Here is a 14,095-nt window from a genome sequence, read left to right as displayed (position 1 = left end):
GACACTATGAGAATAGTAAAATGTCTTTTTTGGATTCTTTGGCGCGTTTGGTTTTATATTGTTATGGGAGCATTAATTGTGATATTGTTTCCGTTTTTGGTATTATCAATTCTAAGAGAAGAATGGTATCCTTATTTTTTTGTGATGGCTCGAATTTGGGCTAAAGGCATTCTATTTTGTATGGGATTTAGCACTAAAATTGAGCGCGAACAAGAAATGGAAGTGGGTAAAAGCTACATGTTGGTTGCTAATCATACTTCCATGATTGATATTATGTTGATGTTGGCAATTGATAAAAACCCTTTTGTTTTCGTTGGGAAAAAAGAATTGGTTAACATTCCGTTATTCGGATTTTTTTACAAAAGAACGTGTATTTTAGTGGATAGAAATAGCCCGAAAAGTAGAGGTGAAGTATACAATAGAGCCCAAAAACGCCTTAGTCAAGGGATGAGTATTTGTATTTTTCCAGAAGGAGGTGTTCCCGATGAGTCTATTGTTTTGGATGAGTTTAAGGACGGTGCTTTTCGATTGGCGATTGAGCATCAAATTCCAATTGTACCCATGACGTTTGCCGATAATAAAAAACGTTTTTCCTATACATTTTTTAGTGGCAGTCCAGGTTTGTTAAGAGCGAAAGTCCATCCTTTTATAGAAACCAAAGGGAAAACATTAGACAACAGAAAGGAAATTAAAGAGCAAACCAGAACAATAATTTTAAAGCAATTACAAGAATTTAATCCATAAAAAAGAGCGCTTAACTAGGCGCTCTTTTTCGTTATTACTCGGAAGCAATAACATCACTTAACTAATTTTAAACTAACCTTATAATCTAACCTAAAAAGTAAAATTTATACCTGAATACACTCCAAACACATAAGGTTTAAAGTTTCCAGCATCGTTGTTAAATGTGTTGATTTGATATTTAAAAACAGGTTCGATACGTGCTTCGATACGTCTAAAAATATCATATTTAAACCCTAAACCTACATTTCCGCTAAAGTGAACGTTATTAAGATTATTGGCTTCACCAATTTTCAAATTCAATTCAGACGATTGAAGGTAAATCTCATTTCTGTTCAAAATCATCGTACTCATACCGCCAATAAAATCAATGCCTAATTTTTTGTCTAATACTTTATATGTTACTTCTAATGGCATTTCGATGTAGCCTAATTTTTGGTTCAAGCTTCCTTCCGATTTTTGAATCATTTTATTGAAAGCATTGTTAACGTTGCTCAAGTTTTCAATCATAATTGAAGAGCCAATTAAATTCGGATTTACATTAGCCAATTTTCCACTAACCGATTGCGTTTGATAATAAACAATGCCGTTGGTATTGTAATCTACATTCAAAATATTGACACCCGTTCTTACTTTTAATTTTTTGTTCAAAGCATAATTTACGCCAATACCATAACTTTGATTGTTGGCTGCATAGCTTTTGTCATTGTTTTTCAAACCATCGTCTAAAGGCGATCCTTTTGAAATTGAACTAAAATAAATAGGCGCAACGTTTGATGAAACTTGCCACCTATTTAATTTTGGTTCAGTAATCGATTTGCTTTCTTTTTCGTTTAGCAATTCTTCCAGCGCATTTGGCTCAACAATAGCAATTTTTGTTGAATCAATTTTTTTATTTATAGTACCATCAGTTTTAACGGAAGGGTTTAAAACCGATTTATTGTTATCTATGGTATTGTTGGCAACACCATTGTTAGATTCTTTAGTTATAGTGGCATTTTGTAACGATGTTTCTTCTTTTTTATTAGAAGATTTAATCGCTAATGCAGTGTTTTTTTCAGATGGTACTGCAGTTTTATTCTTATTAGATTTTTTATGTTTTGAAGTGTGATAAGCTAATTTTTCTTCCGAATTATTAGACATTACGTTATTATTTTTCAAACCGTTTTGTTGATTTGATGTATTAGTGATTGTATTATGTTCAGAACTTGCTACTCCAGTTCTGTTGTTATTGTTGTGGATTGTATTGGTTTTAGGTAACTTGTTTATAGTGGTTACACTTTCATCATTAGAAGGATTTACTGCTTTTTTATTAGTAATCGTTACGACCGCATCAGTAGTAGAGGTATTAGTAACCGTTGTGTTAGGCTTGTTTATTGTTTTAGAAATTGTATTGGTTTCAGACGGTTTAATGACAGACGAACCATTGGATTTTGCGTCTTTACTTTCTTGGTTAACAACACCATTTTCAACAGTTACAGACGACTTAAAGCTATTGTTATAAATAAATAATCCGATAAGTAATGCCGCTGCAATACCCGACAACTTCCACCAAAATGGAATTATGCGTCTCTTTTTCTTTTCTTTTAATTCGATTTCGATATTTTCCCAAACGATTTCATTTGGACTTACTTCGAAATTTTCAAATTTTTCCTGAAAGAGTTTATTTATGTCTTTTCTTTCACTCATTTTATAGAAGGCATTTTGGCACTACCCGTGTTATTTTCTATTTTTTCTTTTAAAGTCATTTTGGCTCGTGCCAAATTCGATTTTGAGGTGCCTACAGTAATTCCGAGAGCATCTGCTATTTCTTGGTGCGAATAATTTTCAAACACATTTAAGTTGAAAACCAATCGGTACCTATCAGGCAGTTCTTGAATAATTTTCAGTAGAAACTCCATTGACACTTCATCATCTATTTCAACTTCAACTTCTTCGGCAACATCTTCATCAATTACACTCAAAAAACTTTTGTTTCGATATTGTTGCAATACGTGATTGACTACAACTCTTTTTATCCAACCATCAAAAGAACCTCTGAATTCAAATAAATGTATTTTTTCAAAAATTAATAAGAACGCATCTTGTAAATGATCTTGAGCTTCTGCATGACTGCGTGAATACTTTAAGCATACAGAGAACATCTTTGGCGAATACTGCCTGTATAGAAGTTCTTGTGCTTTAATATCATTTTTTTTACAACCATTTATGAGTTGTTCTAAAGTCAAACCGTTTCAATTAATGATTAACTATTGCATCGTATTGTAAATATTGATCTACGCCAGCACTATCTACGCCAGTCCAAAATTTAAAGTGGTAGGTTCCTAAAGCTGTAGGCTTAAACTTTAAAGGCACAGTGTAAGAAGTCTGACTTGCAGGGCAACTCGAATTGTTTTGTTTTAAAGCGATTATGGCAACAGTTCTATCATTGTTTTCTCTAGTATAATAAAAATCAAAAAAGGTGTGACAAACCGTTGGTCGAATATAGCTAACAGGAATTTCGGTTATGCTGTCCTTAGCATATTGTGTAGGCATGTCTACTAGAGAAACAGGAATTGTTTCCAGAGTTTGTTCGGGTTCTTGATAGCTAGCATCACAAGAAATGATTAAAAAACTAACTGCTAAAATTAAAAAAATAGGTTTCATTATATAATGTGTTTTATGATTAGATGCAAAAAGGTTTAAAAGGTTGCGTCAAAATATAAAAAAAATTATCCCGTTAAATTTTAACGGGATAATGAATTTTTAAGCGTTGTTTTCTTTGATAAACGCTTTGATTTTTTGTTCCAGCTCGTCGGCTAATTCTGGATTGTCTTTGATCAATGCTTTTACGGCATCTCGACCTTGTCCTAATTTGGTTTCGCCATAACTAAACCATGAACCGGCTTTTTTCACGATTTCAAATTCAACAGCTAAATCTAAAATTTCTCCTGTTTTTGAAACGCCTTCACCATACATGATGTCGAATTCGGCTGTTTTGAATGGAGGTGCTACTTTGTTTTTTACCACTTTTACTTTGGTTCGGTTTCCGATTACGTTTTCACCATCTTTAATTTGTGACGAACGACGAATATCTAAACGCACCGAAGCATAAAATTTCAAAGCATTTCCTCCAGTAGTAGTCTCTGGATTTCCAAACATTACCCCAATTTTCTCTCTCAGTTGGTTAATGAAGAAAACGGTACAATGGGTTTTACTGATGGTTCCGGTTAATTTTCGTAAAGCTTGCGACATCAAACGAGCGTGTAATCCCATTTTAGAATCACCCATTTCACCTTCAATTTCACTTTTTGGAGTTAAAGCTGCAACCGAGTCAATTACCACAATATCAATGGCGCCTGAACGAATTAAGTTTTCTGCAATTTCCAACGCTTGTTCTCCATTATCCGGTTGTGAGATAATTAGATTTTCAATGTCAACACCTAATTTCTCAGCATAATTTCTATCAAATGCATGTTCTGCATCAATAAAAGCAGCTATACCACCAGCTTTTTGTGCTTCGGCAATGGCGTGAAGGGTTAGGGTTGTTTTACCAGAAGATTCTGGTCCGTAAATCTCTATTATTCTTCCTTTTGGATATCCGTTTACTCCTAAAGCTAAATCTAAACCTAACGAACCAGAAGAAATAGTTTCTACTTCTTCAACGGCTTTATCTCCCATTTTCATTACGGTTCCCTTTCCGTAGGTTTTGTCTAATTTGTCAAGCGTAAGTTGTAACGCTTTTAATTTGGCATCTTTTTCTGAACTCATTTCACTAAATTTTAAAGGCTATTAAAGTGTAAAAATAAATATTTTTTTGATGTAAAAGAAGTTTATCAAAATGAGTTTTAAACAATTCTAACCAAAATATATTTCTTACTTTAGCCAACAATTTTTTAACAGTTATGGAAAAGCTGATTTCGTATCCAATTTCAATCATTTACTACCTTTGTTTTGGATTGACTTTGTGTATATTTCATCCCATTCAGTGGGTTTGTTTCAATGTTTTTGGATATCAAGCACATAAAAAAAGTGTTGATTATTTAAACTTCTTTTTAGTGCGCTGCACCAATATTCTTGGAACTACCTATACCTTTAAAAATAGAGACTTAATTCCCGAAAATGCCCCTATAATTTTTGTGGCAAATCATCAAAGTTTGTATGATATTGTTGGGATAATCTGGTATTTGCGAAAAGCACATGCCAAATTTGTAAGTAAAAAAGAGTTGGGAAAAGGAATTCCGAGTGTGTCATACAATTTAAGGCATGGTGGTTCCGTTCTTATAGATAGAAAAGATCCAAAACAAGCCATTCCACTGATAAAAGGTTTGTCCGAATACATTGAAAAAAACAATCGTTCGGCCGTAATTTTTCCAGAAGGAACCCGAAGTAAAAATGGAAAACCAAAGGAATTCGCACAAAGTGGATTGAAAATTCTATGCAAATATGCTCCTTCTGCCTATGTTGTGCCAATTACCATTAATAATTCGTGGAAAATGGTTAAATTTGGTGCCTTTCCAATGGGATTGGGAAATAAATTAGAATTTACCATTCATGAGCCTTTGGCGGTTAAAGATTTTTCTTTTGAAGAATTAATGGAAAAAACCGAACAGGCCGTCGTGAAAACAATTAAACAGTAATTAGATTATTAGACCCAAATCTAAAATCTTAAAAATAAAAAGTAATGTCTATAAAAAACATTCGTCTGGAAGTAATGCAATTTCTGGAAAATAAGGTGGACGATTTTGTTGACCAATTCTTAATTCCAGTTGAAAAAATTTGGCAACCCTCCGATTTTCTTCCTGATGCACAAAGTGAAACGTTCTTTGACGACGTAAAAGAATTGCAAGAAATTGCTAAAGATTTACCCTATGATTTTTGGGTGGCTATGGTAGGTGATACCATTACCGAAGAAGCGCTTCCCACTTATGAGTCGTGGCTTATGGAAGTTGAAGGCGTAGACAATGAAGGAAGAAATGGTTGGTCAAGATGGGTACGCCAATGGACTGGTGAAGAAAACCGCCATGGAGATTTATTGAATAAATACCTTTATTTATCGGGTCGCATTAACATGAGAGAAGTAGAAATTACTACGCAACATCTTATCAATGACGGATTTGATATTGGAACTGGAAAAGATCCGTATAAGAATTTTGTGTATACTAGTTTTCAAGAATTAGCTACCTATATTTCGCACAACAGAGTTTCACAAATTGCCAAACAATATGGCGATGTTAAGCTTTCTAAAGCGTGTAAAATGATTGCAGGCGACGAAATGAGACACCATCATGCGTATTCCGAATTTATCACACAAATATTCAAGGTAGATCCTTCCGAAATGATGTTGGCGTTTCAATACATGATGAAACAAAAAATTTCAATGCCAGCTCACTTTTTAAGAGAATCGGGAGAGAAAATAGGAACTGCTTTTGAACAATTTTCAAATTCGGCACAGAAATTAGGCGTTTACACGGCTAATGATTATGTAGAAATCATGCAAAAATTATTAGTAAAATGGGATATTGATAAAATTTCTGGTTTGACTGATGAAGCCGAAAAAGCACGAGATTATTTGATGAAATTACCAGGAAGAATGGCGAAAATATCAGAACGATTGGTCTTGCCAGAGGAAAATCACATTTTCAAATGGGTACAACCAGCCTTAGTTAAATAAATAGATAAAAGAATACAGAAAATAGATGTTGCCTTGAGTTTTTCAGGGCAACATTTTTAATATAAATAATGCAAAAGTGAGTTTAATAGGGAACACGATTTTATTTGTACAGCAAAAACTAGAAAATGCTGAAGCAGGCCATGATTGGTTTCACATAGAACGCGTGTATAAAAACGCGTTATTGATTGCCGAAGGTGAAAATTGTGACGTGTTGATTGTAAAATTAGGCGCCTTACTGCATGATATTGCCGATAGTAAATTTCATGATGGTGACGAAACTGTTGGTCCTAAAGTGGCACGAACGTTTTTAGAATCTCAAAATGCTTCTGAAGAAACTATTGTTCACGTGGTGAATATTATTGAGAATATTTCGTTTAAAGGTGGAAATTTTGAAAAAAAATTCAATTCCAAAGAACTTGAAATTGTTCAAGATGCCGACCGATTGGATGCTATTGGAGCTATAGGTATTGCAAGAACGTTTAATTATGGAGGTTTTAAAAACAGACCGCTTTATAATCCCAATATTGCGCCTAATCTTCATATGACTAAAGAAGAATATAAAAATAATAATGCGCCTACTATCAATCATTTTTATGAGAAATTGCTGTTACTGAAAGATAAAATGAATACCCAAACTGGGAAGCGAATTGCTCAAAAGCGTCATGAATTTATGGAACTTTTTCTGTCGCAGTTTTATGCCGAATGGGATGGAGAACAATAAAAAAAACGCCTCAAATAGTATTATTTGAGGCGTTTTTAATTTATGCTTTTCGGTTTAAATTCTCGTTAAAACGGAGATGTATATTGTTCCAGAAGTAACAATTTTTACTTTTAAAGTTGTTGCGGTCAACTCTAATATTTCTGCATTCGTTGGAGATTCTCCAGGATAGTTCAGCGTTAAAGTAGTATTGTTTTTCACCCAAGTTCCAGTATCTACACTTTCCGTACAAGAAGAATTAAAATAATGATCTTTTAATACACCTCCAGTTAGAATTTCAGTAAAGTCTTTTGTGCATCCTGCAGAGTGTTGATAATCAGTCAAGACTTCTTGTCCGCTAACAATTCCTCCTTCTTTAGTAAATTGCCATTTTCCTTCTATTGTAGGAGCCGGAATTTCTTCAGAAACGTCTTTTTTACTACATCCAAAAATGCTTAAGGCAATTAACAGTAATGTGATTTTTTTCATTCTTTTAAATTTTGATTTTGTTTGAAATAATTATTTGCCAAAGATAGACTCTTTTTACTTTTTACAAAGTCACTTTTAAAAGTTGTTTTTTCTTTCCTTTTCGTCCAATAAAGTAGGTAGAGTTATTGTTAACGGCACCATCAGAAACCATAAACGGAACTTCACTGTCTTTATCGTCTAGAATTTCTTGGTAGTCAAAATCGCCATTAGGTTTAATTCTAATGATGTTTAAGTTGGAACGTTTCGCGCTTGTTTGTCCAAATTGAATGCGGTCATTACTCAACTTCTTAACTTTTTCACCCGTATTAATAAAGAAAAAAGTATCATCACCTTTTATAGTTGAGGTATATGAAATATACGAATCGTCTCCACTAGTTGATTGACGTTTGTTGATGTTTCTCGCCCAAATTAAATCGCCGCTTCTGTTTAGTTTGGCACTTACAATATCATTGTAATAATATGTAGTTCTGGTCGACATTCCGCCACCTGGCTGCATCATAGTAGTAGTAATCACATAAAATTCTTCGGCATTAAAAACAATATCGCCCGAAGCAGTTATCGAAATCCCTCTAAAGGATAGGTTACGCAGTTCTTTGTCTTTGTCTTTTCCGTATTTATCAATCATAAATTGTTCGGTAAACGGATTGAATTTTGATTTGTTAATCACTAATGTTTTCGGATCCATTTCAAAATAACTCAACCCTTTGTAACGCGAATCGTTTCGGTCAGAATAGAATCCAACACAAGCCACTCTATCGGTAAAAACGATTGTTTTTAGAGAACCAGAGAAATGTTCTTCCGTATCAAATACTTGGGTTGCTATTCCGTCTTTGTCAATTCGAGACAATTCGTATTGGTATTTTCCACCTTCTTTTTTCTTTTTCTTTTCCGTAGAATATACTTTTCCTAAAAGGTATAATGTGTTTCCGTCTTTAGAAACATCGATGTTTTCATATCGAAACTTCTTGTCTTTGATATCACGTTTAAATTCGTGAATGAATTTTTGATTTAGTTTGGCATCGTATAAATACAATTTGTGTGTTTCTTGATTTTTGTTGGAAATGTCAACAATGATAGAAAATGCCGATTTATCTTCGTTCACAATCATTTGAGCACCAGTGTCACTATCTGAATTTCCTCCAGAACCAAAAAAGGAAAACCCACCAACTTCTTCACTCGGCAAGGTAAAAAGCTCTTTTTTCGAAAAATTAAAGTCGTTTATACTTGCAGTATTTGAGTTACAAACAAAAGCTTTTCTGTCTTTTTCATACGTGAAATCGATGATATTAACTTTGTCTTCATTCACGATAATTCCCATAACACCACTGCGTTTAGAATCGTATTCGAATTCTTTTATCAGTTTCATTTCCGAATCGTAATGCTCAAAATAATACCCAAAAGCACTCGAAAAGGCGCCGCCTCTAAAGGAACGAACAATAATTAAACCACCATTTCCGTCTTCTTCAACCGACATAATAGTTGAATATTTGTATTCGTCTTTAAAGACATCACTCATTTTAATCTTAAATGGAATGTCCTGTGCTTGCAATGAAGCATGTGAAAGCAAAGCAATGGCTATGCTGAAAAAAAGTTTTTTCATGTAAAAAGGGTTAGAGGTTATGAGTATTGGTATGCGTATTAATTCCCTTTAAAATCGGGTTTTCTTTTTTCTAAAAATGCGGTGGTTCCTTCTTTAAAATCGCCAGTTCCAAAACATTTTCCAAATGATTTTATCTCGGTTTTATAGCCGTCAACACCATCTTTAAAATTAGCATTTACGGCTTTGATTGCTTGACCAATAGCTACAGGCGAGTTTTTCATGATGCGTTGCGCTAACGATTTGGTGAAATCTAAAAGCGCTGCTTGTGGTACCACATGATTTACCAATCCGGCTCTGTAGGCATCTTCTGCAGTAATCATTCCGGCTGTCATAATCATTTCCATAGCTCTGCCTTTCCCAATCAATTGTGGTAGGCGTTGCGTACCGCCATAACCCGGAATGACTCCAAGAGAAACTTCTGGTAATCCCATTTTAGCATTGTCTGAAGCTATTCTAAAATGGCATGCCATCGCCAGTTCCAATCCGCCGCCTAAAGCAAATCCATTAACGGCTGCTATTACTGGAGTTCTTAAGTTTTCGATGAAATCAAACAACAATTCTTGTCCTTGTTGCGCCAATTGCGCGCCTTCTTCCACTGAAAAATTTGCAAATTCAGAAATATCAGCTCCAGCTACAAAGGCTTTTTCACCTTCGCCAGTAACTATAATGACACGTATTTCAGGAGTATTGTCTAAATGTTCCAATCCGTTATGAAGCTCATTGATGGTAGCCACGTTTAACGCATTTAATTTAGATGGACGATTGATGGTGATTAGACCGATTCCGTTTTCGGTAGTAACGATTATGTTTTCGAAGTTCATGTTATTTGTTTTATAGTATTGGAAGTGAAACAATAAAAGTAGTTCCTGTTCCGTATTGCGTTTCAAATGTAATAGTTCCTTTGTAATTTTCAATAATGTTTTTGATAATTCCTAGACCAAGTCCCATACCGCTGGTTTTAGTAGTGAATTTTGGCTCAAATATGTGTTCAATATTTTCCAATTCAATCCCAATACCGTTGTCTTTTACCGTAATATTTACACTATTTTCTGTTCGTTTTACCGCTACAACAATTGATTTTAATTCTTGTTCTTCTGGAATCGCTTGAATGGCATTTTTTACCAAATTAGTAATGATTCGTATCAATTGAGTACGATCCATAATGGTAATAATCTCTTGTTCGTCATTTTCAAATTGGATGTATTCTTCATTAAAAATATCCAAAGAAAACTCAACTACTTCTACCACATTAAGTGTTTCATTTTGCTGTGCCGGCATCGAAGCAAAGTTAGAAAAGGCTGAGGCTACCGAACTCATAGTATCAATTTGCTGAATCAACGTTTTGGTATAATCGTTCAGTTTTTGTTTCAAATCGGGATCTTCGGGGTCAAATTTTCGTTGAAAACTTTGAACCGTCAAACGCATTGGTGTAAGCGGATTTTTGATCTCGTGTGCAACTTGCTTTGCCATTTCGCGCCAGGCTTGTTCGCGTTCCGATTGGGCGAGCATCGTAGCACTTTCTTCCAGCTTATCGACCATGGCATTGTAGGCTTTTATCAACGAATTGATTTCACGACTGTTGGCTTCAATTACGATTTTTTCGTTTTTTTGATCCAAACTCGTTTCGTTAATTTTATCCGAAATGGTTTTCAATGATTTAGTGATGTAACTCGATAGGAAATACGCCAACGCAAAAGCAATAATCAGCATAAAAAAGTACACCTGACTCAAGCGAACTAAGAAATCCTGAATTTCATTTTCGTAAAAACTGTCGTCTTCTACATAAGGTAAGTTTAAAATTCCCAAGGGTTTGAACTTATCGTCTTTAATTTGACTGTAGGAAGAACGAATTTTTACACCGTCAATATTTTTAATATCAACATATCTTTTTTCGATAGAAGATTGTACGAGTTTGATCACATATTTCGGAATGGGTGGCGAAATATTATCAACAGAAAAGGATGCTTTGGAAGATTTTAACAGATTTCCATTCAAGCTGTAGATGTTGATTTCTACATTGTGAATGTCTGAAAGTTCATGAATTTTATCTTTGAAAATATACGGAAGATTGCGCTCTGTTAAGGGATAAGTGGTGTTGGATAAAATATAATTGATGTGTTCTTTAACGGCATCTTCTTTTCGGTCAAGGCGTTCTTGGTGGTACCGTCGGGCTTCGTTTTTAAACTGAATTGCCGAAATAGACGCCATCAAAATAGACGCAATTAATATCAATACAATCATCGATAGGAAAATCCTAATTCGAAGAGAAAGCATTGACATTTTAATTCCGTTTAGCATTTACGACTTATTTTTCTTTCGGATTCTTTTGTAAAATTTGAATCCTAACATAATGATTATCGAAAACAAAAAGATTCCGATAACACCATAAATCCAGTGGATTTCATTTTTTAAAATTACTAAAAATACTACTGCAAAAAGAATAATTGTAGCACCTTCATTCCAAAGGCGCATAAAATTAGAAGAATAGTTGAATTGGTCGTTTTGCAATTGCTTGTAAATTTGATGGCATTTTAGATGGTATAAATACAAAAGAAAAACAAAACCTAACTTAACATGCATCCACGGCATTGGCAACCAGCCCTTGCCTAAGGGTGTAAAAAACAACATCCAGAAGGCAAAAAAACTAGCCAAAATAGCACTTGGCCAGGTGATAATATACCAAAGTCGGTAGGTCATTATTTTGTATTGTTGTAACAGAATTTCGCGTTCGGGCGATGGCTTTTCGTTGGCTTCAATTTGATAGACAAACAAACGAACGATGTAAAATAATCCGGCAAACCAAGTTACAACAAAGATTAAGTGTAGTGATTTTATGTAGTTGTAGAGTTCCATCAATGTCTTTTTTCTATTCTCCTTCTTCTATTTTCTTTGAAAATCCTTCACCCAATTTGCTACCACACCACACCATTCGTCTTCATCATTCATGCACGGAACCGCCATAAATGCTGAGCCACCATGATGTAAAAATTGTTCGTTAGCTTCCATCGCAATTTCTTCTAAAGTTTCTAAACAATCGGCAACAAAAGCGGGAGTTACCACGGCTAATTTCTTAATGCCTTGTTCGGGCATTTTGTTGATTTCAACATCAGTATACGGTGTTAACCATTTGTCACCTGCCAAACGCGATTGAAACGTTTGACTGTATTTTCCTTCGGGAATTCCTAATAATTTTACCACTTGTTTGGTGGTTTCATAACATTGATGACGGTAGCAAAATTCGTGTGCTGGCGAAGGCGTGTTACAGCACGAACCATCAATGGCACAGTGTGATTTGGTAACATCGGTTTTGCGAATGTGACGCTTCGGAATACCATGATAGGAAAACAATAAATGGTCGTAATCAAATCCTTCCAAATGTTTTTTCATCGAATTAGCTAAAGCCTGAATGTAATCGGGTTTGTTGTAAAACGCTGGTACATTGGTAAACGTCATTTCTGGAAAATACTTCTGACGCAACTCTTCAGCCAACACCACAATAGTTGTGGTCGAAGCCATAGCGTGTTGCGGATATAAAGGTAAAAGCATTACTTCGGTCACACCTTGATCTTTCAATTCTTGCAATCCTTTTTGAATGGTCATAGTGCCATATCGCATCGCTAAAGCCACAGGAATATCTACAAGCTTTTGCACTTTTTGGTGCATTTTTTTCGAAAGTACAATTAATGGCGAACCTTCACTAGTCCAAATTCGAGCATATGCCTCAGCCGATTTTTTTGGTCGTGTTTGTAAAATGATTCCTCGAACCAACAAGGCACGTAATAAAAACGGAACGTCAATGACGTATTTATCCATTAAAAATTCATCTAAATAAGGTTTTACATCTTTGGGTGTTGGACTTTCTGGCGAACCTAAATTTACTAATAATACTCCTTTCATTATGTGCGATTTTATTTTTTATAAATGTAATTAAACTTCTTTTTTTTAGTAATCGATTAACAATTTTTTATTGATTGTTTGATATACGAAATTAATAAGCTTAGGTATTAGGATTAATTGACATTAAATATTTTTTGGGTGTTGTGGCAAATTTTTTCTTGAAAGCAGCTATAAAATGACTTCCAGTGCTGTAGCCAATCTTCAAACCTACTTCGTTTACGTTATAAGAGCCGCTGTCTAGTAATTGCCTTGCGTAGTCCATTTTGTAATCAAATAAAAATCCGTAAACGGTGTCGCCGTAAATTTGTTTGAATCCCATTTTTAGTTTTTTCAAACTCAAGCCTACTTGTTCTGAAAGTTCTTCCAATCCCGGTGGTTCGGCCATATTGTTGATAATGATTTCTTTGGCTTTTTTAATTTTTAATACGTTTTCCTCATCAATTAAAAACGGACATTGTTCGGCATCAGGATCTTCAGAACGGTTAAAAAACAAACTTAATAATTCATATCCTTTGCCTTTGTAATATAAATTTTTAATAGATGGATTCAGATTGTAATGGAATAATTGACTCAATACAATAGCCATAGACGGACTTATGTCGTTCTCTTTATAGTACTTTCGATCGATATTGTCGTCACTAAGAAAAGGAATATGGCTCGAATCATTTGAAAATAAACCATGAAACTTTTGAATAGAAATGATTACCGAAATGACCCATGAATGTGGAGCCAATTCTAAATTTAAGGGCAATTCTTTCTGCGGATTGTAAAACAAAAGTGATTTTTCTTCCTTTAAATCTAAGGCATAATTCCCTTCATTGAAGACAAATTTTGCCTTTCCTTTGATACCAAAGTGAAATTGAATCAAGCCTTGTGCAATGTGCCTTTTCACTTGAAAGCTTTCATTTTCATCATTTTGAAAACGAATTAACGTAAAATCATTTTCAATAGTTATTACTTCTTGAGAACCCATAGCGATATTTTTTCGTATATAGTTTTGAAACAAGTCCAAATGTTA

Annotated in this window: 15 protein-coding genes; 4 read left to right on the top strand and 11 right to left on the bottom strand. The window is 34.4% G+C overall.

Annotated elements, in window-relative coordinates:
* Nucleotides 1–6: 6 nt before the first annotated feature.
* Complete coding sequence (locus ACODSI_RS07755; protein WP_488916268.1) at nt 7–744, top strand: lysophospholipid acyltransferase family protein; 738 nt, start codon at nt 7–9, stop codon at nt 742–744.
* A gap of 90 nt (nt 745–834) precedes the next feature.
* Here the strand turns inward: ACODSI_RS07755 and ACODSI_RS07750 are convergent, their stop codons facing one another.
* From ACODSI_RS07750 to recA, 4 genes are all read right to left on the bottom strand, one after another.
* Entirely contained in the window at nt 835–2,430 is a 1,596-nt protein-coding gene (locus tag ACODSI_RS07750) for a hypothetical protein (protein ID WP_488916267.1), read from the bottom strand.
* Nucleotides 2,427–2,969, bottom strand: a complete 543-nt coding sequence (locus tag ACODSI_RS07745; RefSeq protein WP_488916266.1) for an RNA polymerase sigma factor — start codon at nt 2,967–2,969, stop codon at nt 2,427–2,429. The genes ACODSI_RS07750 and ACODSI_RS07745 overlap by 4 nt, the downstream gene beginning before the upstream one ends.
* A 10-nt stretch (nt 2,970–2,979) precedes the next feature.
* Entirely contained in the window at nt 2,980–3,387 is a 408-nt protein-coding gene (locus tag ACODSI_RS07740; RefSeq protein WP_488916265.1) for a hypothetical protein, read from the bottom strand.
* 99 nt (nt 3,388–3,486) lie between these two features.
* Nucleotides 3,487–4,491 (bottom strand): recombinase RecA, encoded by a 1,005-nt coding sequence (gene recA / locus ACODSI_RS07735; RefSeq protein WP_488916264.1) that lies wholly within the window; start codon nt 4,489–4,491, stop codon nt 3,487–3,489.
* Between the two features lie 134 nt (nt 4,492–4,625).
* On the opposite strand from recA, the gene ACODSI_RS07730 reads away from it, so the two are divergent.
* The 3 genes from ACODSI_RS07730 (at nt 4,626) to ACODSI_RS07720 (ending at nt 7,115) form a co-directional block, all read left to right on the top strand.
* Complete coding sequence (locus tag ACODSI_RS07730; RefSeq protein ID WP_488916263.1) at nt 4,626–5,360, top strand: lysophospholipid acyltransferase family protein; 735 nt, start codon at nt 4,626–4,628, stop codon at nt 5,358–5,360.
* 44 nt (nt 5,361–5,404) lie between these two features.
* Nucleotides 5,405–6,394: an acyl-ACP desaturase gene (locus ACODSI_RS07725; RefSeq protein WP_488916262.1), complete on the top strand. Its 990-nt coding sequence runs from the start codon at nt 5,405–5,407 to the stop codon at nt 6,392–6,394.
* A gap of 76 nt (nt 6,395–6,470) precedes the next feature.
* The gene (locus ACODSI_RS07720; protein WP_488916261.1) at nt 6,471–7,115 is read left to right on the top strand and encodes an HD domain-containing protein; all 645 of its coding nucleotides are present in this window, start codon (nt 6,471–6,473) and stop codon (nt 7,113–7,115) included.
* Nucleotides 7,116–7,169: 54 nt separating this feature from the next.
* On the opposite strand, the gene ACODSI_RS07715 is transcribed toward ACODSI_RS07720, so the two are convergent.
* The 7 genes from ACODSI_RS07715 to ACODSI_RS07685 all read right to left on the bottom strand — a co-directional run bounded on the left by ACODSI_RS07715 (nt 7,170) and on the right by ACODSI_RS07685 (nt 14,050).
* A complete protein-coding gene (locus ACODSI_RS07715) occupies nt 7,170–7,580 on the bottom strand; it encodes a lipocalin-like domain-containing protein (protein WP_488916260.1) in 411 nt (136 codons plus the stop codon).
* A gap of 61 nt (nt 7,581–7,641) precedes the next feature.
* Nucleotides 7,642–9,180, bottom strand: a complete 1,539-nt coding sequence (locus ACODSI_RS07710) for a hypothetical protein (RefSeq protein ID WP_488916259.1) — start codon at nt 9,178–9,180, stop codon at nt 7,642–7,644.
* A gap of 38 nt (nt 9,181–9,218) precedes the next feature.
* Nucleotides 9,219–10,001, bottom strand: a complete 783-nt coding sequence (locus ACODSI_RS07705) for an enoyl-CoA hydratase/isomerase family protein (RefSeq protein ID WP_488916258.1) — start codon at nt 9,999–10,001, stop codon at nt 9,219–9,221.
* 10 nt (nt 10,002–10,011) lie between these two features.
* Entirely contained in the window at nt 10,012–11,421 is a 1,410-nt protein-coding gene (locus tag ACODSI_RS07700; protein WP_488916332.1) for a sensor histidine kinase, read from the bottom strand.
* A gap of 57 nt (nt 11,422–11,478) precedes the next feature.
* Nucleotides 11,479–12,033 carry a CopD family protein gene (locus tag ACODSI_RS07695; protein ID WP_488916257.1) on the bottom strand — a complete coding sequence of 185 codons (555 nt, stop codon included), beginning with the start codon at nt 12,031–12,033 and terminating at the stop codon, nt 11,479–11,481.
* A gap of 27 nt (nt 12,034–12,060) precedes the next feature.
* Nucleotides 12,061–13,077: a ferrochelatase gene (gene hemH, locus ACODSI_RS07690; protein WP_488916256.1), complete on the bottom strand. Its 1,017-nt coding sequence runs from the start codon at nt 13,075–13,077 to the stop codon at nt 12,061–12,063.
* Between the two features lie 100 nt (nt 13,078–13,177).
* Nucleotides 13,178–14,050 (bottom strand): helix-turn-helix transcriptional regulator, encoded by an 873-nt coding sequence (locus ACODSI_RS07685; RefSeq protein ID WP_488916255.1) that lies wholly within the window; start codon nt 14,048–14,050, stop codon nt 13,178–13,180.
* Nucleotides 14,051–14,095 lie beyond the last annotated feature (45 nt).

This window comes from Flavobacterium sp. FG139 (assembly GCF_057809695.1).
This window is presented reverse-complemented; position numbering and strand designations above follow the sequence as displayed.

Coding starts and splice junctions, on each gene's coding strand:
- ACODSI_RS07755 (WP_488916268.1), top strand. CDS start 7: ATGAGAATAGTAAAATGTCTTTTTTGGATTCTTTGGCGCGTTTGGTTT.
- ACODSI_RS07750 (WP_488916267.1), bottom strand. CDS start 2,430: ATGAGTGAAAGAAAAGACATAAATAAACTCTTTCAGGAAAAATTTGAA.
- ACODSI_RS07740 (WP_488916265.1), bottom strand. CDS start 3,387: ATGAAACCTATTTTTTTAATTTTAGCAGTTAGTTTTTTAATCATTTCT.
- recA (WP_488916264.1), bottom strand. CDS start 4,491: ATGAGTTCAGAAAAAGATGCCAAATTAAAAGCGTTACAACTTACGCTT.
- ACODSI_RS07730 (WP_488916263.1), top strand. CDS start 4,626: ATGGAAAAGCTGATTTCGTATCCAATTTCAATCATTTACTACCTTTGT.
- ACODSI_RS07725 (WP_488916262.1), top strand. CDS start 5,405: ATGTCTATAAAAAACATTCGTCTGGAAGTAATGCAATTTCTGGAAAAT.
- ACODSI_RS07715 (WP_488916260.1), bottom strand. CDS start 7,580: ATGAAAAAAATCACATTACTGTTAATTGCCTTAAGCATTTTTGGATGT.
- ACODSI_RS07710 (WP_488916259.1), bottom strand. CDS start 9,180: ATGAAAAAACTTTTTTTCAGCATAGCCATTGCTTTGCTTTCACATGCT.
- ACODSI_RS07705 (WP_488916258.1), bottom strand. CDS start 10,001: ATGAACTTCGAAAACATAATCGTTACTACCGAAAACGGAATCGGTCTA.
- ACODSI_RS07700 (WP_488916332.1), bottom strand. CDS start 11,421: ATGATTGTATTGATATTAATTGCGTCTATTTTGATGGCGTCTATTTCG.
- ACODSI_RS07695 (WP_488916257.1), bottom strand. CDS start 12,033: ATGGAACTCTACAACTACATAAAATCACTACACTTAATCTTTGTTGTA.
- hemH (WP_488916256.1), bottom strand. CDS start 13,077: ATGAAAGGAGTATTATTAGTAAATTTAGGTTCGCCAGAAAGTCCAACA.
- ACODSI_RS07685 (WP_488916255.1), bottom strand. CDS start 14,050: ATGGGTTCTCAAGAAGTAATAACTATTGAAAATGATTTTACGTTAATT.